A 22,127-nucleotide genomic window follows, 5' to 3' on the forward strand; every position below is an offset into this window, starting at 1 on the left:
GGGCCGGAATCCAGATAATGACCGCTTGCTGCCAACCGGAAACTTTCCGTGCTTGCCGAACGTCGGTGCGGTGTCAGAGGATTTCTGGAAAGAATGACCGAGGAGGATTCATGGACAACGCCCACGAGCTCGACCTGGTGATCGGCGAGCTGGAGCAGGAACTGCCCGCCACCGGCGCGGAAGGTGCCGCCGGCACCTGCGTCCGGGTCTACTGCGACTTCTGACCCGGTGACCGATCCGGCCGCCGTGCGAGCGGCCCGGGACGCACTGGTGTTCGCGGTGCACGCCCGCACGGCGGCCGGACTGCTCCCACCGGTGGTGACGACCGGGCCGGACGGCCTGGTCCGGGTCGAGCGGCACCTCGGCGGCCCGGCGGATGCCGGCCTGGTCGCGGGTCTGCTCGATCGGGCAGGCTTTTCGAGTCTCCTCGAAATGGTTGCCACCCTGACCACCGGCTGCGATAGCCTGCGGCGAGAATTCCCGCACCAGCTCGACCCCGGAATTCTGCACCCGATGAACGGTGCATTGTTCGGGCCGGTGATCGGTCCGGCATTTCTCGCCTGCCTTTCCGGTGCCGCACCAAGATTTCACGCCGGGCGCGCGGCGGACGACTTCCTCGCATTTCTGCGGGAATTCCTGCACCGCCTGGAGCGCGATGCCGAGCTGCTCTGGTTCGACACGCGGCGGCCGGTGACCGGCCTGACCGCGCACGACGGCGAGACCCACAACGGCGGCCGCCGGGTGCTGCGCGTCGACTTCCCCGGGCACACGGTCGTCTACAAGCCGCGCCCGGCCGACGTCGACCACCTCTTCCTCGCGCGCGAGGAATCCGCGTTCGCCGTGCTCAACGGCCTGTCGGACAAGATCAGGCTCCCGGTGATGGACCTCCTCCCCCGCGACGGCTACTCGTGGCACGAGTGGATCGACCGCCCCTCCCAGTGGGGAGAGATCCGCGAAGGGCTCGCCGGGACGGTGCTGACCGAGCCCGAGCTGTTCTGGCACCGGGCCGGCTCGCTGGCGGCCGCCTGCTTCGCCTTCGGCATCACCGATCTCAGCGAAGGCAACCTGTACGCCGGCGGCGCCGACCCACTGATGTACCCGATCGACCTGGAGCTGGCCTTCGTCGACGTACGGCGTCTGTCGGAGACCGGACTGGTCGCCGGGGAGGGCGCTCAGCACCACCACGTCGGGCTGGAGACCGAGCCGCGCCCCTGCGCCGCCGACGGACCGACCGTCTGCCTGGTCGAAGGGGTTGAGGGCCCGCAGGCCTGGCGGCGGACCAGCTCCTGGGCCAGGAAGGAGACCAGGACAGTCGTCGCTGACACGGCAGGCGGCATCGGCTACGGCGCCCACCTCACGCGCTTCCTGCGCGGGATGTTCGACGCCTGGACGCTGATGTGCAGCAACGTGCCGAAGCTGCACGCCGTGCTCGAGCAGCCGGCGACTGCTCGGGTCCTGCTGCGCTCGACCGACCGCTACAGCGACATGCTCGACGACTGGCTGCTCGACGGCACACCGTTCCCCGAGGACGTCAGCGCGAGCGAGTGGGAACAGCTGGCGAGGCAGGACGTCCCGTACTACTTCAGGACCGACGGGCGCCTCCACTACTTGAACGACCAAGGCCCGGCCGTGCAGACGGACCAGCCGAGCCCGCCACCGGCGGACTGGGCCAAGGGACTCACCCTGTCGCGCCTCGGCGTCGCCCTGCGCGACGCGGTCGCCCCGATCGCCACCGAGGGGCTCCTGCTGGAGGACGAGACCCGTGTCGCCGTGAAGGACGCCGACCACGGCGCCGTGGCCTTCGAGTGGGCCAACCGATGGATCTGCTACCGCTGGACCGGCCAGAAGGTGACGCTGCAGCTGGCAGCGCTCGACCAGGTGGTGGCGATCCGGGAGCGTCTGCTGAAGCTCGACCGCGTCGACGCGGGCTGGCGATCGCAGTGGGCCGACACCCGCTTCACCGACGACACGATCGCCGAGCGACTCACCAAGCTGACCTCCACCGCGTGCGCCTGGCTCCGGCAGGTCATCGACGAGCACGGCTGGCCCGGGCCGTTGATGGTCGGTGAAGAAGCCGCCGAGTCCGCCTGCCGACTCGTGCAGCACCTGGAGTCCCACGCCGAGTTCCAGCGCACCTGCCTGGACCTGCTGACCGCGGCGGTCGACGTACCGGGTCGCCACGTCGCCTACCTGACCGACGCGCTCTGCATCACCGAAGACCGGCCACAGGTCTACGGCACCAAGTTCCACGCCGTCGACGGGCAGCTCGTGCCGTGTCCGCTCGCCGAGCCCGTCACTGTCGACCGACGCCGCGCCGCGCTCGGGCTGGAGCCGCTCGCCGACTATGCCGCGCGGCTGCGGCGCAGATTCGCCACCTCGGAGGTTTCATGACCGACTGGACAGCCTTCACGGCACTCCCCTGGCAGACCGACCCGCTGCGCGTCACCGGCGGCCGGACACCGCTCGACGTCAGTACGGCGTACTGCGCTGTTCTGGCGGCCGCGACGCCGTTCCGGGAAGGGACCCGGTTCCTGGCGCTGCCGGAGGTGCGGTTCCAGCAGCCCAGCGGGCGGGTCGGAGCACCGGGCGAGCTCCTGCCCGGGCCGGAGGACGAGTTCCTCAAGCAGTACCTGCATCGCCAGGCTGAGCCGTTCCTCCTGCGGGTGAGGGAGCCGCTCGTGCTCGACTACTCGGTCTGGTCGCAGGTGCGAGCGCTGATCGAGCCGCTGTGGGAGCGGATCGGCGTACCGGTGGTTCCGGTGGCGTCGGAGCTGGTGGTGACGGACGGGCTGTCGCAGCACCTGAGCGCTGACGGGTACGTGACCCTCGTCTGGGTGCTGCACGGCCGGCTGGAGGTAGCGGTCGGAGGAGCGTCGCTCGCCGGCGAGGAGGGCGACCTGCTGTCCTGGCCGGCCGGAGGGGCAGACGTGATCGGCACTGACTGCCTGTGGCTGCGGCTGCTGGTGCCGGTCGACGGGAAGCTGGCGGCGCGGCAGGTGACCGAGCTGCTGCTCGCGGGCCTGGACCGACAACGCGGGACGGATGCGACGCCGTACCTGCGGATGGCAGAGGCCGGTCAGCTCATGCAGCCGCTGGTGGAGACTGCTGACGGGCTGGCCGAGTTGAGCAGCAGCGCTGAGGTGGAGCGGAGCCTGCGGGTGCAGTGGGCGAGCCGGGTCAGTGCGGCGGCGCTGGAGCCAGTCCCGGCGCCGCAGCGGTCGGAGCTGGTCGCCGGACTCCGCGTGCGCTCGGCCGCGCGGGTCTACCGGATGCCTGACGGCGAGCGATGGTTGTGGGCGGTCAACGGGCACGCGTTCGCGATCGGCGGCGGTGATGCGCTGCTGGCCGAGCTGGAGCGAGGTGAGGTGCTGGTGAAGGACGACGCCTACCTGCCGTTGCTGCGTCGGTTGCACTCGCTGCGAGCTGTGGAGGTGGTGGCATGACCGAGCTGGTGACCGTGGACCGGCTGGACTGGGCCGAGTTCGCGGAGCACTACTGGGACAAGCGGCCCGTCCTCGTCCGTGGGGTGCGGCCGATGCCCTTCGTCGCGGAGGAGGTCTTCGCGGCCGCCGTACGGGCTCAGGAGTACGACGGGCAGCCGACGGCGCAGTTCACCGTCGAGCGGACACAGCAGGGTGAGCGGCAGGAGCTGCTGCCGGCGGCCGCAGACGGCTCGTTCGACCAGTACGAGCAGCGACTGGCGGAGCGGCTCGGGGAGCGTGGGTACGCGCTGATCGTCAGCGGGTTCCACGCGTTCGACCGGGCGCTGTGGTCGCGCGAGAAGGAGTTCTTCGGCGGGCTGTGGGCGCAGGTCGGGCTGCCGCTCACCGGGGCGATCACGACGATGTTCCACGGCAACTACGACCACAGCCCGGTCGGTGTGCACAAGGACCGGTTCGCGACGTTCATGTTCGGGCTGCGGGAGCGCAAGCGGATGCGGTTCTGGGCCGAGCGGCCGTGGGACGAACCGGTGAGCAGTGTCGTCGACTACGCGCGCTTCGTGCCGTCATCCTTCGCGGTAGAGGTGGAGCCGGGCGACTTGCTGTATTGGCCGTCGAGCTACTACCACGTGGGTGAGAACTGCGGGCGGCGCCCGGCGACCAGCGTGAACATCGGCGTGCCCAGAGACGAGCACAAGGTCGAGTACGAGCTGGAGGATCTGCTGGCTGATCTCGATCCGCGCACGCTGGTCAACTCGGGCGCGCGGCTGGAGCTGCTGGCCGGGGAGATCGCCGCGCCCGCACGGGTCGAGGCACCGGGCCAGGTCCTGACGGCGCAACTGCCGGAGGCACTGGAGGAGGCACTGCGCAACTGCCGGGAGCAGTCGCTGGGTGAGCGGGTGAAGGACGTCTCGCACCGCCGCTGGGCCGCGGGCGGCTTCGAGCCCGTCCCGGACTGAGCAGCCGAGGCCGGGCGCGTCCGGCCTCCCCCACCACTACAGTCGCTCGCATGGTTGAGCGGCGGGTGGAAGAGGAGTACCGGGCGCGCGTCCGTGGTTGTCTGCTCGGTGGGGCGATCGGGGACGCGCTGGGTGGGCCGGTGGAGTTCCGGGACGGGCGGAGCATCGTCGCCGAGCACCCGGACGGGGTTCGGACGTTCGTTGCTGGCAGCAACAACTGGCCGCCGGGGACGGTGACCGACGACACGCAGATGACGCTGTTCGCGGTCGAAGGGCTGATTCGGGCCGGCGTACGGACCGATCGGGGGCTGGGGCTGACCGTGGCCGTCACGCAGCATGCGTTCGACCGGTGGCTGGACACGCAGCTGCTGCCGGGGCCGAGCGGGGAGCGGGACGGGTGGTTGCAGGGTGAGCAGTGGTTGTATGCGCGGCGGGCGCCGGGGAACACGTGTTTGAGTGCGCTGACCGAGGCCCGCAAGAGTGGGAAGTTCGGCGTACAGGCGGTGAACGACTCCAAAGGATGCGGTGGCGTGATGCGGTCGGCGCCGTTCGGGTTGCTGCCGTACGACGGCAACGCGGAGTGGGTCTTCGATGCCGCCGCGGAGTCGGCGGGGTACACGCACGGGCATCCGACCGGCAAGCTGGCGAGCGGGGCACTGGCGCTGCTGATCCATCAGATCGTTCAAGGGGCCGACCTCGACAGTGCACTGGATGCGACGCTGGAACTACTTGCACGGAAGGAAGCGCACGAGGAGACCACGGCGGCCTTGATCAGGGCGCGGGAGCTGGCGGCAGGGCCCGTGCCGGCGCCCGGTCCGGCGACCGTCGAGCTGCTCGGGGGCGGATGGATCGCCGAGGAGGCCCTCGCGATCGGCGTGTACGCCGCGCTCGCGCGGCCCGAGCCGGGCCAGTTCCTCGACGCGCTCGCGCTCTCCGTCACGCACTCCGGCGACAGCGACTCCACCGGCGCGATCTGCGGCAACCTCCTCGGCGCGCTGCACGGCGAGACCGCGCTGCCGGCCGAGCTCGTGTTCGCCGTCGAGGGGCGCGGCGTGATCCTCCAGCTGGCCGACGATCTCGTGCTCGAGTACACCCGCCGCGACCGCCTGCACGGCGAGTACGGCCCCGAGACCGCGTGGCGGAACCGCTACCCAGGCTGGTGAACCGGCAGCCGGGGCGTCCGGCCCGTCCCCCGAGGATCAGGCCCGGCGCCCCGGCCGGTCAGTAGGCCGGCTCGTGCGTCAACCACCCGCCGAGGCGGTCCGCCCGATTGCCGGCCTCCCGGCCCTCCGATCGAAGGGCCGGGACAGCTTCTCACTCGGCGGGTTCGATGGAAAGCCGGTGCCGGAACACGTTGCGCGGGTCCCAGGCCTTCTTGATCCGCTGCAGTCGCGGATAGTTGCCGAGGTAGTACAACGCGTGCCACGGTACGCCGGAGGTGTTCTGCGCCGGGTCGGCCAGATCGCCGTCCGGGTAGTTGATGTACGACCCGGCGTTCACCGCGTTCGGCACCGGTACGCCGCCGGTCTCGCGGTAGATGTCCCGGTACGTCGCCCGCACCCACTCCAGGTGCCGGGCGTCCTGCGCCGGGTCCTCCCAGCTCGCGGCCATCACCATCTTCATCACCACGTCGCGCTGCGCGGTCGCGGTCGCGTCCGGCGGCACGGTGTTCACCTGGCCGCCGTACGGGACGAACAGCAGACTGCTCTCCGGCCCCTGGTACGTCGGGTCGGTCAGGTGTTCGTAGATCGTCTCGAACTGCGCGGCGGTGTAGCTCTTGCGCAGGTAGCCCGCCTTGTACTTCGCGCGGCTCGGCGCGATGTCCTCCGCGATCGACCGCTGGATCGTCCGCTGCAGGAACGGCCCTTCGCCCTGGTCGACCACCTGCGGCGCCGGCGACACGCCCTCGACGATCGCCGCGTTGAAGTCCTTCAGCAACTGACCGGCGTTCGGCACCCCGGCGTCGATCTGGGTCGACAGCAGGAACCCGCCGGCCGACTTGTGGGTCAGGATGAACGGGCTGTACAGCGTCGCGTACGGCGAACCCGGCGCGTTGTTGCGCTCGTAGAAGTCGAAGAAGTTGCGCAGCGTCCGCAGGAAGCCGGCCTTGGTGATCGTGTTCCAGTCGTAGACCGTGATCGTCGACAGCAGCGACGAAGGGGCCTTGGGCAACAACTTGGCGGGGTCCGCGCCGCGCGCGCCGGCGGTCCGGAGCAGGTACCGGGTGACGACGCCGAAGTTGCCGCCGCCACCGCCGGTGTGGGCCCACCACAGGTCGCGGTGCTCGTTGTCCCTGGTCGCCAGCACGAGACGGGCGCGGCCGCGGGCGTCCACGACGACCACCTCCACGCCGTACAGGTGGTCGACGACCGAGCCGTACCGGCGCGAGAGCGGCCCGTAGCCGCCTCCGCTGAAGTGGCCGCCGACGCCGACACCGAGGCAGCCGCCGCCGGGCACGGTCACGCCCCAGCCGTAGAACAGCGCCTTGTAGACGGTCTCGAGCGTCGCGCCGGCGCCGATCGAGAAGGCGCGCCGGCGTTCGTCGAAGGTCACTTCGTCGTACTGCGAGAGGTCGATCAGCACCTCGACGTCGCTGTGGTCGACGAAGTCCTCGAAGCAGTGGCCGCCGCCGCGGACCGCGATCCGCTTGTTCGCGCGGACCGCGTCCTGCACGGCGGCGACGGCGTCCTGCGGCGAGCGGACGACCCGGGCGTAGTCGGGGGCGGCGACGAACCGGCGGTTCGTGCCGCGCTGGACAAGGTCGGCGAACCGGACGTCGCCGGGAAGGATCTTCTCGCCGCTCGGCCCGCGATCGGCGGCGGCGGACGCGGTGGTTGCGGTGGCGGGGACGGCGATCAGGGCGGCGCTGCCTGCGAGCAGCCCACGACGACTGAGGTTCGGCACGACGGACTCCTAGGTCGGTGGAGCTATCGACCGTAGTCGGCGCCACCGGGCCGCGGCATCAACCGGACGGCGGACTCGCGCCGTCAGCCATCAGGCTTGTTTCACCCCAGGTACAGGCGTTCCAGCGGTCCACCGACCAGGACGCCGGCCACCGCGCCCGCCAGCATGAACGGCCCGAAAGGGAACATCTCCTTGCGCTTGAAGACCTTCGCGACCGTCAGCACGATGCCGAGCACCGCGCCGAGGAAGAACCCGCCGTACAGGCCGGTGACGAACTCGCCCCACCCGAGCCAGCCCAGCGCGACGGCGAGCAGCCCCGACAGCCGCACGTCGCCGAACCCGACGCCGCGCGGAAACACGAACCACAGCAGGTAGAACACCCCGAAGCCGATCAGCCCCGCGATCGCGGCCCGCCGCAGCGACCCCCACTCCCCCGTCACCGCCGCCGTGACGACGAGCACCCCCGAGACCACCCCGTACGTCGGCCAGATGATCGCCGACGGCAGGTACCGCGTCCGGGCGTCGATGTACCCGAGCACCGCCCCCGAAACCGCCAGCGCTATCCACGCCGCGTAGCCACCCGAGAACCCGATCCGCCAGCCGACCAGCCCACCCGCGACGCCGGCGAGCGCGGCGCACCACGCCGCGGCCCGCGGCGTCGCGAGCTCGGCGTACAGGAGTTTGGTCTGTCCCTCGTCCAGGATCGGCTCGGGGATCCGGCGCAGCAGCCAGGGCCCGATCAGGTACGCGGCCACGGCACAGACCACCGCTGCGACGACTCCGGCGATCAGATCAGGCACGATGCCGCAGCCTAGACGATCGGGAACCCCGCCCGCGGGACCCCTGTGGACAACTCAGCGGATCCGCCGTGCGACCGCCGCGGCGCCGCCGCCGAGCAGAAGCAGCCCGAGCACGATCACGCCGAGCGTGCTCCAGAACGTCTCGTTGTGCGTCACGTACGTCGTCCGCTGGAAGGCGTCGTCGGTCGCCGCCCTGGTGAACTCGTAGTCGCTGGTGACCCGCCCCGGTTGCGCGAAGTACGCCGAGTAGGCGGTCAGGAAGTTCGCGGGCGCCGCGAGATCCTCGACCCGCCCGGCGTACAGCAGCTCCGGCGTGAGCGACGCGTCCGGCACGGTCGAGGCGTCCACCCGGTACGGCGCGGCGACGTACACCGTGACCGCCTGGCTCGTCGTGGCTCCCTTGCTCAGCCGCATCGGGTACACGATGCGCTTCGACGCGAACGACAGCTTCAGCGGCGGCGTCTCCCCGCCCAGCGACCCGCCGGTCTCCTTCGGCGCCAGCTTGACCGCGACGATCTCCCACTTCTCCGCCAGGTACGGCGTGAGGTTGTCGCCGAGCGTCTGCGGGACGGTGTACCCGTTGGTCCGCAGCCAGCCGGTCACCTCCGCCGCGCTCGACCCGCCGAGCCGGACGACCTGGAACGGCCCGAGCACCATCTGCTCCCGCACGTCGACCCCGGCCCCCGGCGCCGCGCCCGCGGTGTCACCGCCGCGGCCGCCGAAGATCCCGAGATCCCTGAACGGCCAGTACGTCGTCCGCTCGACGACCTTCGGTCTGGTGATCCGCGCGAGGTCCTCGAACGTCGACGACTCCCCCAGCGTCACCTGCGCCGCGGCCGGCACCGGCATGATCCAGGCGGCCTTCTTCGACGAGCCCTGGATCGCCATCGACAGCACGATCTCCTCGGTCGTGCCGTCGAAGCTCACCAGCGCCTGCTCACCGTTGGCGCGGGCCCGCGACTCGGCGTCGGCCAGGTACCCGCCGCAGGCACAGGCCCACGCCGGAGTGATCCCGCCCAGCAGGAGGCCGATCGCGAGCATCCCTGCGACCACACGCCACGTCTTCATGGCGAGGACAGTACTCAGGCGAAGGTGTACGGAGCGTGGAAGAAGTTCGTCGGGTCGTACTTGACCTTGATCGCGTGCAGCCGTGCCAGGCTGCCGCCGTAGTACGACGGGTTGGAGCGACCGGCTTCCAGGTAGTTGATGTACCCACCGGCCGAGAACTTCGTCACCGCGTGATGCCCGTTGGTGACGAAGCCTTGAGCAGCGCGCAGCTGAGCCGTCGTCGGGTGTGACGGCAGCCCGGAGTACCACTGGATGACGCCGAGCGCCGACCGCCACGGCCAGGCCGAACCACCCGGCGGCTGCTTCGCCGCCTGCCCACCCAGCGGGTCGAGGATCGCCGACGCGGCGACCTTCGCCTTGGCGGCCGTCCGCACCGCACCGATCGCGCTGTTGATCGTCGCCGTGTCCATCGGCCCCCGCAGTACGTCGGAACCGGCCAGCCAGCCCTGCCGCGGGCTGGTCGTGCCGCCGCCGAGGTAGGTCACCGCCTCCATGTGCGTCTTCACCGAGATCGAGCGGGTCGCGCCCTTGGCACCGATGAACCACTCCAGCTGCGCCGCGGCGGCGGTCGCCGAGCCCGTGGTCGAGACACCGACCACGTGGATCGAGACCGTGCCATTGCTGTTCCCGGTGATGTGGAGGTTCGCCCAGGACGACGCCGGGGCCTCCTGCGCGAAGCGCTGCCAGCCGCGCACGACGGCGGCGGCCTGCGACTCCGGCCAGGTCAGCCGGAAGAACCCGAGCTTGCCGGCACCGATCGTGGCCAGCCGGAACGACGTGACGATGCCGAGGTTCCCGCCGCCTCCACCGCGCAGCGCCCAGTACAGGTCGGCGTTCTGCGTCGGGCTCGCCGTCCGGACGACGCCGTCCGCGGTCACCACCTGCAGCGACAGCACCCGGTCGCTGGTCAGCCCGTACGTCCGGGTGTGGATCCCCATCCCGCCGCCGAGCGCGAGGCCGGCGATGCCGACCGTCGGGCAGGTCCCCGTGGGCAGCGACCGGGCGAACTTGTCGAGGTAGGCGTGGACGTCGTACAGGCGGGCGCCGGCGCCGATCTGGACGGCGTTGCTCGCGTAGGTGAGTCCGCGCAGCGGGCCGACGTCGACCATCAGCCCGTTCGTGACCGCCGAGGCGCCGACGTACGAGTGACCGCCGCCCTTCGGGACGCAGATCAGCTTGTTCTTCTTCGCGAACAGGATCGCCTGCCGGACGTCCTCGACGCTGCCGGCCCGGACGACGCCGGCCGGCTGGACCGAGTCGAAGCGCGGGTTGAACAGCTGGTGCGACGCGGCGTACCCGGTCTGGCCCGGCCGGAAGAGCGCACCCTTCAGCGCGCGATCGAGCGCGGCCCAGTCAGGCGCCGCGGTGGCGCCTGACGCGGCGTGCACCGCCTCGGCTCCCGCGGCGGTCGCCAGTGCCCCGGCGGCGAGCAGTCCACCAGCCTTCAGGACGGTACGGCGGTTCCAGAGATCCTCACTGTGGCTCACGATCGTCGAGCTCCTCACGCGCGGCGGCCCTCATGGCCGCCAGCGGCGCGGGCGACCTACCTGTCATCATCTCGACCTGCAAGGTCGCCTGATGCACGAGCAGATCAAGGCCGTTCAACAGCTCTGTACCGATCCGGTGCGCCACGAGCGCCAGCTGGGTCGGCCACGGGTGGTACGCGACGTCGAAGACCACCGGCGCGACCTGGGCGAAGTGCTCCGCCCACGGGTCGACCGCCCCACCGGGCAGCGTCGACACGCACAGGTCGAAGCCGCCGATCTGCTCGACCTGCTGGAAGTCGGTCACCGAGGTCTTCAGGTCGAGCGCAGCCGCCAGGTCGAGCAGGCGCTCGGCCTTCGCCAGGTCCCGGACGACCAGCGTCACCTCGCTGACCTTCAACCCGCCACGCAAGGCCGCCAGCGTCGAGGCCGCCGTCGCGCCACCACCGAGCACCACGGCCGTGTCGGCGCCGGTGATCCCCCGCTCGGCGAAGGCCGAGACCAGACCCGGTACGTCGGTGTTGTGCGCCGAGCGTGACCCGTCCGGCTCGAAGAGCATCGTGTTCGCCGCGCCGATCAGCTCGGCGACCGGGTCGACGGTGTCCGCCAGGTCCAGCGCGACCCGCTTCAACGGCATCGTCAGCGACAGCCCGCGGACGTCGTCACCCAGCGTGGCGAGGAATCCGCGCAGCTCGTCCTCGCCGACCTCGAACGCGTCGTACCGCCAGTCGAGCCCGAGCTCGGCGTACGCCGCCCGGTGCATCGCCGGCGACAACGAGTGCGCGATCGGCGAACCCAGCACGGCACAACGAACCATCAGCAGCGACCCTTGTGGGCTTGGCACCACGCCTGCAGCTTGGCGACGTTGGCCTGGTGCTCATCGTCCGTGGTCGCGAACGCGGTCTCACCGGTGTCGAGGTTGACCAGCGTGAAGTACAGCCACGGCCCCGGTGTCGCGTTCAGCGCCGCCCGCAGGGTGTCCTTGCCCGGCGAGTTGATCGGCGTCGGCGGGAGCCCGCGGTACTTGTAGGTGTTGTACGGCGAGTCGAAGTCGCGCTCCTCGTCGCTGGTGAACACCCCACCGCTGCGACCGGTCACGTAGTGCACGGTCGAGTCCATCTGCAGCCGCATGTCGCGGGCCAGCCGGTTGTAGATCACCCGGGCGACCTTGCCGTAGTCGTCGGAGCGGTTGGTCTCCGCCGCGACGATGCTGGCCACGATCACCGCCTGGTACGGGTCGAGCTTCTTGCGCTGCGCGACCTGCGGCAGCTTCAGCTCGGCCTGCGTCTTCGCGAACTGCGCGGTCATCAGCTTCAGGATCGTGTACGCCGTCGCGTTCTTCGGGACGTCGTACGTGCCCGGGTAGAGGAAGCCCTCCGGGTTGTTGTTCGCGTACGACGGCAGCCCGAGCGACCAGGGCTTGGCCAGCGCGGCCGCGACCGAGCCCGGCGGGAGCTTGACCGTCTTGTTCTCCTGCAGCTTCTGCGCGACCTGCTCCTTGGTCCAGCCGGAGTTCACCCCGACCCGGGTGACCCGGATCGACTTGGCCGGGTCGAGCATCAGCGCCAGCGCGGCCTTGGCGGACATCTTCTTGCGCAGCGTGAACGTCGCGGCCTGGATCTGCGTGCTCCGCGGGTCCTCGCGGGCGGCCCGCTCGAAGGCGCGGGCCGACTTCACCACGTCCTTCTTCTCCAGCGTGTCCGCGATCGCCTGCGCGCTCTGGCCCTTGGTCACCTCGACCTGGACCGAGCCGGTGCCCTCGCCCTCGTAGTCGGGCGCGGCGAACAGGCCTTCCAGGTAGTCGCGGCCCTTGCCGAAACCGAACATGATGCCGCCGATCAGCCCGGCGACGACCACCAGCGAGACGATGCCCGCGAAGCAGCCGAAGCCGCGCCGGGCGCGCTGCTTCTTGCGGTTGGCGCGCCGCTCGGTCCGGCTCTCCGGGCGCAGGCCCAGATCGACGTCGAGGTCGTCACCGGGGTCCACGTCGCCGTACGTCCTGCTCATCCTTCGACCACCGCTGTTCCGTTCACAGGGGCCTCCCGGGTGGGTTGCCGGTCTCCCGCTCGAAGTCGAGCGCGTGCTGCAGAATCACGACCGCCGCGGCCTGGTCGACCACCGCGCGCCGTTTGGCGCCCTTCTTACCCCGTTCCCGCAGCATCCGCTCGGCGGTGACCGTGGTGAACCGCTCGTCCACCATCCGCACCGTCGCCGTCCGCACCTGTTCCACTCCGTCCGTCCCGATCGGGTTGTCCTGGCCGGCCGCCAGTTTCCGGCGGATCAGCTCCGTGGTCTCCCGGATCTTGACCGCCGCCGGCCCTTCACCCCCGTTCAACGAACGAGGCAGCCCGACGACGACCTCGAACGCCTCGAGATCGTGTACGAGCGTAACGATCCGGTCAAGGTCCCCGGGCCCACGCCGTACGGTCTCCACCGGGGTGGCCAGGATCCCGTGCGGGTCGGAACTGGCGACGCCGATCCTGGCGTCCCCGATGTCGAGCGCGATCCGCACCCCCCGGCGCATCAGTGTGCCTCAGCCGGGGGGCATGCGGATCCGTTCATGCTGGTCAGCCCGTGACCAGTTGGCCGACGGCGTGCTCGACCGCGGACAGCGCCTTGTCGGTACCGGCCGGGTCAGTGCCACCACCCTGGGCGACGTCGTCCTTGCCGCCGCCTCGGCCACCGAGCTGCTCGGCGGCGACCCGGACCAGGTCACCGGCCTTGAGCCGCCACTCGCGGGCGACGTCGTTCAGCGCGACCACGACGGCCGGCTTCCCGTCGTTCACGCCGACCAGCGCGACCACGGCCGGCTTGTCGGCGGGCATCCGGCCGCGGACGTCCAGCGCCAGCTTGCGCAGGTCGCCACCGCCGACGCCGTCCGGCGTACGGGCTCCGACGAAGGCGACGCCGAAGACGTCCTTCGGGCTCTTCGCCAGGTCGCCCGCCGCGGCCAGCACCTGGCCCGCACGGACCTTCTCCAGCTCCTTCTCCGCCGCCCGCAGCCGCTCGGCCAGGTCGGCGACCTTGGCCGGGAGCTCCTCGGGACGGGTCTTCAGGTTCTCGCTGAGCAGCCGGACCAGCGACCGCTCACGGCCGAGGTAGTGCAGCGCGTCCATGCCGACGAACGCCTCGATCCGGCGGACGCCCGCACCGACCGACGACTCGCTCGTCACGGTCAGCGCACCGACCTGCGACGAGTGCTTCACGTGCGTGCCACCGCAGAGCTCGCGCGACCAGGGGCCGCCGATCTCGACGACGCGCACCTGCTCGTCGTACGTCTCGCCGAACAGGGCCAGCGCGCCCCACTCCCGGGCCTCCGGGAGCGTCATGTACTGCGCGGAGACCGCGAGGTCCTGCCGTACGGCGAGGTTCGCGACCTCCTCGATCTCCGACCGGGTGGCCTGGTCCAGCGCCGAGGACCACGCGAAGTCGAGCCGCAGGTAACCGGGCTTGTTGTACGAACCGCTCTGCAACGCGTTCGGGCCGAGCACCTGGCGCAGCGCGGCGTGCACGACGTGCGTGCCCGAGTGCGCCTGGCAGGCCTGGATCCGCCAGTCGTGGTCGACCTGCGCGTGCACGTCCGTGCCCGGCTGGAGGACTCCTTCGAGCACCTCGACGCGGTGCACGATCAGGCCCTTGACCGGCCGCTGGACGTCGAGCACCTTCAGCTTCACACCGTCGGCGACGATCAGGCCCGCGTCGGCGATCTGGCCACCGGACTCGGCGTAGAACGGGGTCTTCTCGAGCACGACCTCGACGGTCTCGCCCTGCTCGGCCACATTCGCCACGACGCCGTCGCGCAGCAGACCGCGGACCCGCGAGTCGGTCGCGAGCTCGGTGTACCCGGTGAACTCGGTCGTCCCGGACTCGCGCAGCTCGCGGTAGCCCGAGGTGTCCGCGTGGCCGGCCTTCTTCGCCCGCGCGTCGGCCTTGGCCCGCTCGCGCTGCTCCTTCATCAGCGAGCGGAAACCCTCGGTGTCGACGTTCAGGCCCTGCTCGGAGGCCATCTCGACGGTCAGGTCGATCGGGAAGCCGTAGGTGTCGTGCAGCTGGAAGGCCTTCGCGCCCTCGAGCTGGTGCGCGCCGCCGGCCTTGGTGTCGCGGACGGCGAGGTCGAAGATCGTCGTCCCGGCCGTCAGGGTGCGGCGGAACGCCTCCTCCTCGGCGTACGCGACCTGGCTGATCCGGCCGAAGTCGGCCTCCAACTCGGGGTAGGACTTCTTCATCTGCTGCAGGCTGACCGGGAGCAGCTCGACCAGGCTCGGGTCCTCGTAGCCCAGCAGGCGCATCGAACGGATCGCGCGGCGCAGCAGGCGGCGCAGGACGTAGCCGCCCTGCTCGTTGCCCGGGGTGACGCCGTCGCCGATCAGCATCAGCGCGCTGCGGACGTGGTCGGCGACCACGCGGAAGCGCACGTCGTCGACGTGCTCGGAGCCGTACTTGCGGCCGCTCAGCTCCGAGGCCTTCTCGATCACCGGGAAGATCTCGTCGATCTCGTACATGTTGTCGACGCCCTGCAGCAGGTACGCGACCCGCTCCAGGCCGAGACCGGTGTCGATGTTCTTCTTCGGCAGCTCACCGAGGATCGGGTAGCCGTCCTTGCCGCCGCCCTCGCCGCGGACGTTCTGCATGAAGACCAGGTTCCAGAACTCCAGGTAGCGGTCGCCCGCCTCCCAGTCCCGGTCGGCGCCGAACTGCGGGCCGCGGTCGATCAGGATCTCCGAGCACGGGCCGCACGGGCCCGGGATGCCCATCGACCAGAAGTTGTCCTTCATGCCCAGGCGGACGATCCGGTCGTCGGGCAGTCCGGCGACCCGCTTCCAGATGTCGATCGCCTCGTCGTCCTCGTAGTACACCGAGGCGTACAGGACCGACTCGTCGAAGCCGTAGCCACCTTCGCTCTGCGGCTTGGTGACCAGCTCCCAGGCGAACTGGACGGCTTCTTCCTTGAAGTAGTCGCCGAAGGAGAAGTTGCCGTTCATCTGGAAGAACGTGCCGTGCCGGGTGGTCTTGCCGACCTCCTCGATGTCGAGGGTCCGGACACACTTCTGCACGCTGGTCGCCCGCGCGTACGGCGGCGTCTGCTGGCCGACGAAGTACGGCACGAACTGGGCCATCCCGGCCACGTTGAACAGCAGGTTCGGGTCCGGCGACGGCAACGGCGCGCTCGGCACCACGGTGTGACCGCGGTCCTCGAAGTACTGCAGGAACCGCCGCCTGATCTCACTGGTTTCCATGGGTGTTACCGGTCGTCCTCACGCTGTGTCTGGTGTGCTGCCGCTGTGTCGATCCCGAGCGCGTCCCGCAGCTCGGTCTCCCGCTCGGCCATCCCGGCCCGGACCTCGTCGCCGAAGTGCCGGATCGCGCTGGCCATCTTGTCCGCCGAGGCCTGCAGGCTCTCCGGCGCGAGCACCTGGGCCCGCTTCTTCAGCCGGGTGACGGCGTAGACGCCGACGGCGGTGCCGATCACGAACCACAGGATCCGCTTGATCACAGGTCACCTCGCTTGCGCGCCTTGCGCTCGGACTTCATGTCGTCCTTCACCCGGCGGGCCACGTCGCGGCGCTGGTTGTCGCCCAGCGCCTTGCGCACGCCGTACGTGAACGCGGCCGCCTTCACCAGCGGACCACCCGCGGTCGCCGCGAACAAGGACGCGAGCGCCGCGGCGTTGGTCGTCACGGTCGTCGCGTTGTCGGTGATGGTGTCCACCTTGGCCAGCTGCGCGTTGGTCGTCGCGACGGTCTCGGTGACCTCGCCGAGCAACGGGATACTGGAGTCGGACACGCCCTTCACCATCAGCCGGGTCTCGTCGAGCACCTTGCCCAGCTTCAGGATCGGGTAGGCCAGCAGGCCCACCAGGACGAGCAGCGCGCAGGCCGCTATCAGCCCCGCGACTTCACCGACGCTCATTGGAAACGATCCACCTTCCCGTTGCGACCACGTGGACCGCCCGACCTTATCGCGCGCCCCTACCGCACTCCGCTCCAGGACACCATCCCCCAGATCACAGTCCCTCACCAACTCGGCTGTTCGCCTCCTGTGGACAACCGGCGACTGTCCATCAGTTGCTCGCCCGTCGAACACAGTGCCGGGTCGCCGCCACACCGGATTGACTGCTGGGGCAGCCCGATGGGAGGTGTGCGTCATGGCGAACCGGGACATGTGAGTGCGGACGGTCACAACCCGGCCCAAGTGTGGCCCGGGGGCGGCCTACAGTCGGCCGGGTGGCGATCGAGTACACCTTTCAGCTGTGCAGTACGACGGCGCCGGACGCCATCGGTGCGCTGCTCGTCCCGCCACTGACCGCGGTGGAGTGGACCGGGCCGGTCTCGGCGTACAAGAGTGTTGGTGGGTTGCTGGTCACCGTCCATTTCGACGGCCGGGCCAACCTGGTCCTGGAGGAGCCGGAGATCGCGGTCGGCTTCCGGTTCGACAAGTTCGCGGACTTCGCGGTGCAGAACGCCGAGATGGTGCGGCTCGTCGTCGTACTGCTCGACGCGGAGGACGGCGACGCCGTCCTGCAGCAGGACTTCGAACGGATCCTGCTGCTGCGACGCGGCCCGGAACTGACGGTCGGCGAGACGTTCTGGACGTCTGAGCTGCTGGCGCAGTTGACGTCGCCGTACGAACGCCGCTCGATGCCCTACCCCGAGGACTAACGGTCCCGGAGGATCTTGCGGATGGCGGCGACGCGGTCGGCGTACGCGGCTTCTCCCCCGCGGCGGGTGGGTTGGTAGTAGTCGACCTGGTCGACGACGTCCGGCGCGTACTGCTGCGGGACGACGCCGCGGGGGTCGTTGTGCGAGTACTGGTACGACGAGCCGTGGCCGAGCTTCTTCGCGCCGGCGTAGTGCGCGTCGCGCAGGTGCGGCGGGACCGGGCCGACCTTGCCGGCCTTCACGTCGGCGATCGCGGAGTCGATCGCGGTGATGACGGCGTTCGACTTCGGGGCGAGCGCGAGGGCGACGACGGCTTGCGCGAGGTTGATCCGGGCTTCCGGCATGCCGATCAGCTGCACCGCCTCGGCCGCCGCGATCGCGACCCCGAGCGCGGTCGGGTCGCCCATGCCGATGTCCTCGCTCGCGGAGATCACCAGTCTGCGCGCGATGAAGCGGGGGTCCTCGCCGGCCTCGACCATCCGCGCCAGGTAGTGCATCGCCGCGTCGACGTCGGAGCCTCGGATGGACTTGATCATCGCGGAGGTCACGTCGTAGTGCTGATCTCCCGCGCGGTCGTACCGCACGGCGGCGCGGTCGACGGCGGTCTCCAGGGTCTTCAGATCGATCAGTACGGATTTGTCACCATCGGGCTCAGCTCCTGCTTTCGCCCTGGCACCACCGGCGGCGGCCTCCAGGTACGTCAGCGCACGCCGGGCGTCGCCGCCGGCCATCCGCAGCAGGTGGTCCTTCGCGTCCGCCGCCAGGTCGAACTCGCCGTTCAATCCGCGCTCGTCGATCAGCGCGCGGTCGAGCAGTACGGCGATGTCGTCGTCGGTGAGCGACTCCAGCGTCAGCAGCAACGAGCGTGACAGCAGCGGCGAGATCACCGAGAAGAACGGGTTCTCGGTCGTCGCGGCGACCAGCGTGACCCACCGGTTCTCCACGCCCGGCAGCAGCGCGTCCTGCTGAGCCTTCGTGAACCGGTGCACCTCGTCGATGAACAGCACCGTCTCGACAGCCCCACCCGGCCGCGACAGCTCCCGCCGGGCAGCGTCGATCACCTGCCGGACGTCCTTCACACCAGCCGTCACCGCGGACAACTCGACGAACTTCCGATTCGTCTGGTGCGAGACGACCGCGGCGATCGTCGTCTTGCCCGTCCCCGGCGGTCCCCACAGCAGCAACGACATCGGCTGGTCGCCCTCGACCAACCGACGCAACGGCGACCCCGGCGCCAGCAGATGCTGCTGCCCGACCAACTCGTCCAGACTCCGAGGCCGCATCCGCACCGCCAACGGCGCCGACGTGTGATCGGCGTCCGCCAGACTCCCACCCCCACGCGCGGGAGCAGGAGCACCAGGAAGATCGAACAGGCCTTCGGTCACCCGTCGAGCCTACCTACGCCCACCGACAGGTCGAGCGGCAGCTACTTCTTCTTCCCGCCCTCGTCGTCGTCCTCGTCGTCCTCCGCTTCGCGGAGTTCCTCCGGAAGCTCGTCGGAGAGGTCGTCCTCGTCGAGGTCGCGGAGTTCCTCGGGGAGGTCTTCGTCGGCGAGTTCCACCGGGGTGTTGTCCTCTACCGTGACCAACTCGTCGCCCTTGATGGCGTTGCGGAGGCGGCCGAGGATTCGGTCGGCTTCGGTGCCGAAGGGGTTGTCGTTGACGAGGTAGGTCCAGGTCGCGGTCGGGCGGGGGACGCCGGAGGCTTCCTCGTCGAGGCCGGACTCGCCGATCTCGGCGGTCGAGAGGGTCTCGGCGGCGTCCTTCCAGGCGTCGTCGATCAGGGTGTCGAAGGACGCGATCGCCGACTTGTTGAACTCGTCGATCGGCTTCAGGTGCACGATGCCACCGGCCAGCGACCGCAGGTGGATGCCTTCGCGCAGGTCGGCCAGATAAGCGACGTGGTCGGTCCAGCGGCGGTCGAAGTGGTGGAGGGCGATCCGGCGAGCCGCGTCCTTCACCACGTCCTCGTCGTGCGCCTCGACCAGCTCGTCGTACCGCTCCTTCGACGAGGCCGCCAGCTTCTCCGCCGCGAGATCGTCGACCAGGATCTTCTCCCGCGTGTCCAGCACGATCGCCCGCTGCTGCTCGGTCAGCCGGCTGTACGACCACGTCGTCCGCAGCAGCTCGGCGTTCGCACCGTCGGCGACCCGCTGCGCGTGCTCCAGCGTCCCGACGGCCTTCCTGTCGGTCAGCCGGCCGGCCTTGTCCGGCGAAGGCCGCAGCCCGGACGTGATCGAGTACCGCGTCACCAGCTCGTCGGCCAGGCTCGCGAAGAACAGCGACCCACCCGGGTCACCCTGCCGCCCGGCGCGTCCACGCAGCTGGTCGTCCAACCGCCGCGACGCGTGCAGACCGGTCCCGACGACGTACAGACCGCCCAGCTCGGCAGCCCGCTCGCGCCCGTTGGATCCGTCCCGACCACCCAGCCGGATGTCCGTACCGCGCCCGGCCATCTGCGTCGACACGGTGACCGTCTCCGGCACACCGGCCTCGGCGACGATCGCGGCCTCCTCGGCGTCGTTCTTCGCGTTCAGTACGACGTGCGGAACCTCGGCCGCCTCGAGCCGGTCGCTGAGCTGCTCGGACTCCTCGACACTGTGCGTCCCGATCAGGATCGGCCGCCCGGTCTCGTGGATCTCCTTGATGTGCTCGACCAGCGCCGTGTTCTTCTGCTCGACGGTCAGGTAGAGCCGGTCGGTGTCGTCGATCCGGATGTTCGGCGTGTTCGGCGGGACGACCGCGACCTCGACGTCGTAGAACTCCTGCAGCTGCTCGCCGACGACGACCGCCGTACCGGTCATGCCGCACAGCTTCGGGTACCGCTTGATCAGCGCCTGGACGGTGATGCTGTCGAGCACCTCGCCGCTCTCGCTGACCGGCACGGCCTCCTTGGCCTCGACCGCGGCCTGCAGCCCGTCGGGCCAGCGCTGCAGCTTGGCGATCCGGCCGCGGCTGTTGTTGATCAGGTTGACCTTGCCGTCGCGGACCAGGTAGTCGACGTCCTTGCGCAGCAGCACCTCGGCGTGCAGCGCGACGTTCACCTGGGTCATCTTGTCGAGGTTCGCGTCGTCGTACAGGTCGATCCCACCGAGGTGCTCCTCGACGGTGTCGGTGCCCTTGTCGGTCAGCGCGACGGACCGGCCGTCGCCGTCCACCTCGTAGTCCACGCCCGCGCGCAGCGTCCGGACCAGCTGGACGACGTCGTCGTCCAACTCCTCGGACCGGGTCGCACCGGCCAGCACCAGCGGCACCCGGGCCTCGTCGATCAGCACGGAGTCGGCCTCGTCGACCAGCGCCACGTCCGGCTCGGCGGACACCCGGTCCGCGACGTCGCCGGCGAGCCGGTCACGCAGTACGTCGAACCCGACCTCGCTGACCGGCGCGTAGCAGACCTCGGCCTGATACGCCGCCCGGCGCTCCTCCGGCGACGAGGCCTGTCCGACGTGGCTCACCGTGACGCCGAGCAGCTTGTACAGCGGCTCCATCCACTCCGCGTCACGCTCGGCCAGGTAGTCGTTGACCGCGAGCACGTGCACCTTGCGGCCACCGATCGCGTACCCGGCGGCGGCGAACGCGCCGGCCAGGGTCTTGCCCTCACCGGTCGCCATCTCGACGACGCGGCCCTGCAGCAGCGCGAGCGCGCCGACGATCTGGCCGTCGAAGGCCCGCTCGCCGATCGCGCGCTCACCGGCCTCGCGGGCCAGCGCGAGGAACTCGATCAGGCCGTCCTCGTCGAGGCCGCCCTCGGTCCGCATCTCGGCGACCACCTCGGTCAGCTCCTCGTCGGTGAGCCCGGTGGAGGACTCGCCCGCCTCACCGACCGCGACGGTCAGCTTCTCGTACGGGCCGAGGTCGATCGAGCCGGGGCGCTGCAGGAGCCGGCGGAAGCGCGAGGTGAGTTTCAGAGCCATGATCTCCGCAACGTACAACGTGACCCGGTCGTTCCGTACGGCGACCCGCGTGTTACCGCGCGGGGGCGCTCACGGCGTCCAGGTGTACGGCGTGGTCGTGGTCACCGCGTGCAGCCCCAGTTTCTGCAGGATCGGGCTCGAGCCCGGCGACGCGTCGACCCGCAGGTACTCGTACCCGCGTTCCCGGGCGATCCGGGCCCGGTGCACCAGCATCGCCGAGTACAGCCCGCGCCGCCGCCACTCCGGCAGCGTCCCGCCACCCCACAGGCTCGCGAACCCGGTCCCCGGATGGAACCGGATCCACCCTGAGGTCAGCACTGGGCCATCAGCGTCCACAGCGTTCTCCACCACGCTGACCACCAGCCGGTCGGGGAACATCCGCGCCTCCCCCGCCAACTGCTCCTCGATCCGCTCGAGACCGTTGTTCCACAAGCTGTCGGTCAGGACGGCGATCCGGTGGAAGTCCGCCGCGTCCTCGACGTCGCGGATCACGATCTTCGACGGCAGCGCCGGCGGCCGCTGGAGGATCGTCTCGACGTCCCCGAGGATCAGCGTCTCCGGGTCCTCGGCGACGAACCCGTGCCGGACCAGCCGCTCGCCGAGGTCGGCCGGTTCGTCGTACGCGTAGGTCTTCCACTCGAAGGCCAGACCGCGCTCACGGAAGAACCCCAGCTCGCGCCCGATCACCGCGTCCGGGTCGTCGCCGAGGCCGCGCGGGGTCTCGACGAAGCCGCCGCCACCCGGCCCCTCGGCGTACGAGCGGTGGACCGGGCCGTCGTGCTCGACCTTCCAGCCCGGGATCGTGTCGGCGTCCGGAAGGCGGATGCGGCGGTGGAAGACGTCGAGGAGCTCAGCGGATTGTGTCATCGGGAGCCATCTTCCTCGCCGCGATGTCAACCG

The 22,127-nt window shown here is 70.4% G+C and carries 18 protein-coding genes; 5 read left to right on the top strand and 13 right to left on the bottom strand.

From position 1 onward, the window contains the following. Positions 1 to 228 precede the first annotated feature (228 nt). Genes HDA39_RS14070 through HDA39_RS14085 form a run of 4 tightly spaced genes read left to right on the top strand, consistent with a single transcriptional unit; the run spans position 229 to position 5,562 of the window. Complete coding sequence (locus tag HDA39_RS14070; protein ID WP_184795660.1) at positions 229 to 2,391, top strand: DUF4135 domain-containing protein; 2,163 nt, start codon at positions 229 to 231, stop codon at positions 2,389 to 2,391. Beyond that, complete coding sequence (locus HDA39_RS14075; protein WP_184795661.1) at positions 2,388 to 3,443, top strand: hypothetical protein; 1,056 nt, start codon at positions 2,388 to 2,390, stop codon at positions 3,441 to 3,443. The genes HDA39_RS14070 and HDA39_RS14075 overlap by 4 nt, the downstream gene beginning before the upstream one ends. Next, positions 3,440 to 4,399 carry a cupin domain-containing protein gene (locus tag HDA39_RS14080; protein WP_184795662.1) on the top strand — a complete coding sequence of 320 codons (960 nt, stop codon included), beginning with the start codon at positions 3,440 to 3,442 and terminating at the stop codon, positions 4,397 to 4,399. The genes HDA39_RS14075 and HDA39_RS14080 overlap by 4 nt, the downstream gene beginning before the upstream one ends. Positions 4,400 to 4,449: 50 nt before the next feature. Continuing rightward, a complete protein-coding gene (locus HDA39_RS14085) occupies positions 4,450 to 5,562 on the top strand; it encodes an ADP-ribosylglycohydrolase family protein (RefSeq protein WP_184795663.1) in 1,113 nt (370 codons plus the stop codon). A 151-nt stretch (positions 5,563 to 5,713) separates the two neighbouring features. Here the strand turns inward: HDA39_RS14085 and HDA39_RS14090 are convergent, their stop codons facing one another. The 10 genes from HDA39_RS14090 to HDA39_RS14135 all read right to left on the bottom strand — a co-directional run bounded on the left by HDA39_RS14090 (position 5,714) and on the right by HDA39_RS14135 (position 16,565). Further along, on the bottom strand, positions 5,714 to 7,303 hold the full coding sequence (locus HDA39_RS14090; RefSeq protein ID WP_184795664.1) for an FAD-binding protein: 1,590 nt from the start codon (positions 7,301 to 7,303) through the stop codon (positions 5,714 to 5,716). Positions 7,304 to 7,404: 101 nt separating this feature from the next. After that, a complete protein-coding gene (locus tag HDA39_RS14095) occupies positions 7,405 to 8,103 on the bottom strand; it encodes an A24 family peptidase (protein ID WP_337925744.1) in 699 nt (232 codons plus the stop codon). A gap of 54 nt (positions 8,104 to 8,157) precedes the next feature. After that, positions 8,158 to 9,171 (bottom strand): DUF2330 domain-containing protein, encoded by a 1,014-nt coding sequence (locus HDA39_RS14100; RefSeq protein WP_184795665.1) that lies wholly within the window; start codon positions 9,169 to 9,171, stop codon positions 8,158 to 8,160. 14 nt (positions 9,172 to 9,185) lie between these two features. After that, a complete protein-coding gene (locus HDA39_RS14105; protein ID WP_184795666.1) occupies positions 9,186 to 10,658 on the bottom strand; it encodes an FAD-binding protein in 1,473 nt (490 codons plus the stop codon). Further along, entirely contained in the window at positions 10,645 to 11,472 is an 828-nt protein-coding gene (locus tag HDA39_RS14110; RefSeq protein WP_184795667.1) for a shikimate dehydrogenase, read from the bottom strand. Before HDA39_RS14110 ends, HDA39_RS14105 begins: the two co-directional genes overlap by 14 nt. Next, positions 11,472 to 12,662 (bottom strand): endolytic transglycosylase MltG, encoded by a 1,191-nt coding sequence (gene mltG / locus HDA39_RS14115; RefSeq protein WP_184795668.1) that lies wholly within the window; start codon positions 12,660 to 12,662, stop codon positions 11,472 to 11,474. Before mltG ends, HDA39_RS14110 begins: the two co-directional genes overlap by 1 nt. 22 nt (positions 12,663 to 12,684) lie before the next feature. Further along, positions 12,685 to 13,179 carry a Holliday junction resolvase RuvX gene (gene ruvX, locus HDA39_RS14120; protein WP_184795669.1) on the bottom strand — a complete coding sequence of 165 codons (495 nt, stop codon included), beginning with the start codon at positions 13,177 to 13,179 and terminating at the stop codon, positions 12,685 to 12,687. Between the two features lie 43 nt (positions 13,180 to 13,222). Beyond that, on the bottom strand, positions 13,223 to 15,892 hold the full coding sequence (alaS, locus tag HDA39_RS14125; protein ID WP_184795670.1) for an alanine--tRNA ligase: 2,670 nt from the start codon (positions 15,890 to 15,892) through the stop codon (positions 13,223 to 13,225). Positions 15,893 to 15,897: 5 nt separating this feature from the next. Continuing rightward, positions 15,898 to 16,149 carry a DUF6167 family protein gene (locus tag HDA39_RS14130; protein WP_184795671.1) on the bottom strand — a complete coding sequence of 84 codons (252 nt, stop codon included), beginning with the start codon at positions 16,147 to 16,149 and terminating at the stop codon, positions 15,898 to 15,900. Beyond that, positions 16,146 to 16,565, bottom strand: coding sequence for a DUF948 domain-containing protein (locus tag HDA39_RS14135; protein WP_184795672.1), 420 nt, complete (start codon positions 16,563 to 16,565; stop codon positions 16,146 to 16,148). The genes HDA39_RS14130 and HDA39_RS14135 overlap by 4 nt, the downstream gene beginning before the upstream one ends. Positions 16,566 to 16,879: 314 nt before the next feature. Between HDA39_RS14135 and HDA39_RS14140 the strand changes: the two genes are divergently transcribed. Continuing rightward, the gene (locus HDA39_RS14140; protein WP_184795673.1) at positions 16,880 to 17,314 is read left to right on the top strand and encodes a SitI3 family protein; all 435 of its coding nucleotides are present in this window, start codon (positions 16,880 to 16,882) and stop codon (positions 17,312 to 17,314) included. Here HDA39_RS14140 and HDA39_RS14145 read toward each other — a convergent pair. From HDA39_RS14145 to HDA39_RS14155, 3 genes are all read right to left on the bottom strand, one after another. Further along, the gene (locus HDA39_RS14145; RefSeq protein WP_184795674.1) at positions 17,311 to 18,699 is read right to left on the bottom strand and encodes an AAA family ATPase; all 1,389 of its coding nucleotides are present in this window, start codon (positions 18,697 to 18,699) and stop codon (positions 17,311 to 17,313) included. The genes HDA39_RS14140 and HDA39_RS14145 overlap by 4 nt on opposite strands. Before the next feature lie 41 nt (positions 18,700 to 18,740). Next, positions 18,741 to 21,227, bottom strand: a complete 2,487-nt coding sequence (gene secA2 / locus HDA39_RS14150; RefSeq protein ID WP_184795675.1) for an accessory Sec system translocase SecA2 — start codon at positions 21,225 to 21,227, stop codon at positions 18,741 to 18,743. A gap of 69 nt (positions 21,228 to 21,296) precedes the next feature. Next, entirely contained in the window at positions 21,297 to 22,094 is a 798-nt protein-coding gene (locus tag HDA39_RS14155) for a GNAT family N-acetyltransferase (RefSeq protein ID WP_184795676.1), read from the bottom strand. Positions 22,095 to 22,127 lie beyond the last annotated feature (33 nt).

The organism is Kribbella italica, assembly GCF_014205135.1.
GTDB classification, from domain to species: domain Bacteria; phylum Actinomycetota; class Actinomycetes; order Propionibacteriales; family Kribbellaceae; genus Kribbella; species Kribbella italica.

Bases quoted from the DNA above. Each gene is read 5' to 3' on its own strand.
- secA2 (WP_184795675.1), bottom strand. From the start codon at position 21,227: ATGGCTCTGAAACTCACCTCGCGCTTCCGCCGGCTCCTGCAGCGCCCC.
- HDA39_RS14135 (WP_184795672.1), bottom strand. From the start codon at position 16,565: ATGAGCGTCGGTGAAGTCGCGGGGCTGATAGCGGCCTGCGCGCTGCTC.
- HDA39_RS14100 (WP_184795665.1), bottom strand. From the start codon at position 9,171: ATGAAGACGTGGCGTGTGGTCGCAGGGATGCTCGCGATCGGCCTCCTG.
- HDA39_RS14080 (WP_184795662.1), top strand. From the start codon at position 3,440: ATGACCGAGCTGGTGACCGTGGACCGGCTGGACTGGGCCGAGTTCGCG.
- ruvX (WP_184795669.1), bottom strand. From the start codon at position 13,179: ATGCGCCGGGGGGTGCGGATCGCGCTCGACATCGGGGACGCCAGGATC.
- HDA39_RS14110 (WP_184795667.1), bottom strand. From the start codon at position 11,472: ATGGTTCGTTGTGCCGTGCTGGGTTCGCCGATCGCGCACTCGTTGTCG.
- HDA39_RS14085 (WP_184795663.1), top strand. From the start codon at position 4,450: ATGGTTGAGCGGCGGGTGGAAGAGGAGTACCGGGCGCGCGTCCGTGGT.
- mltG (WP_184795668.1), bottom strand. From the start codon at position 12,662: ATGAGCAGGACGTACGGCGACGTGGACCCCGGTGACGACCTCGACGTC.
- alaS (WP_184795670.1), bottom strand. From the start codon at position 15,892: ATGGAAACCAGTGAGATCAGGCGGCGGTTCCTGCAGTACTTCGAGGAC.
- HDA39_RS14155 (WP_184795676.1), bottom strand. From the start codon at position 22,094: ATGACACAATCCGCTGAGCTCCTCGACGTCTTCCACCGCCGCATCCGC.
- HDA39_RS14075 (WP_184795661.1), top strand. From the start codon at position 2,388: ATGACCGACTGGACAGCCTTCACGGCACTCCCCTGGCAGACCGACCCG.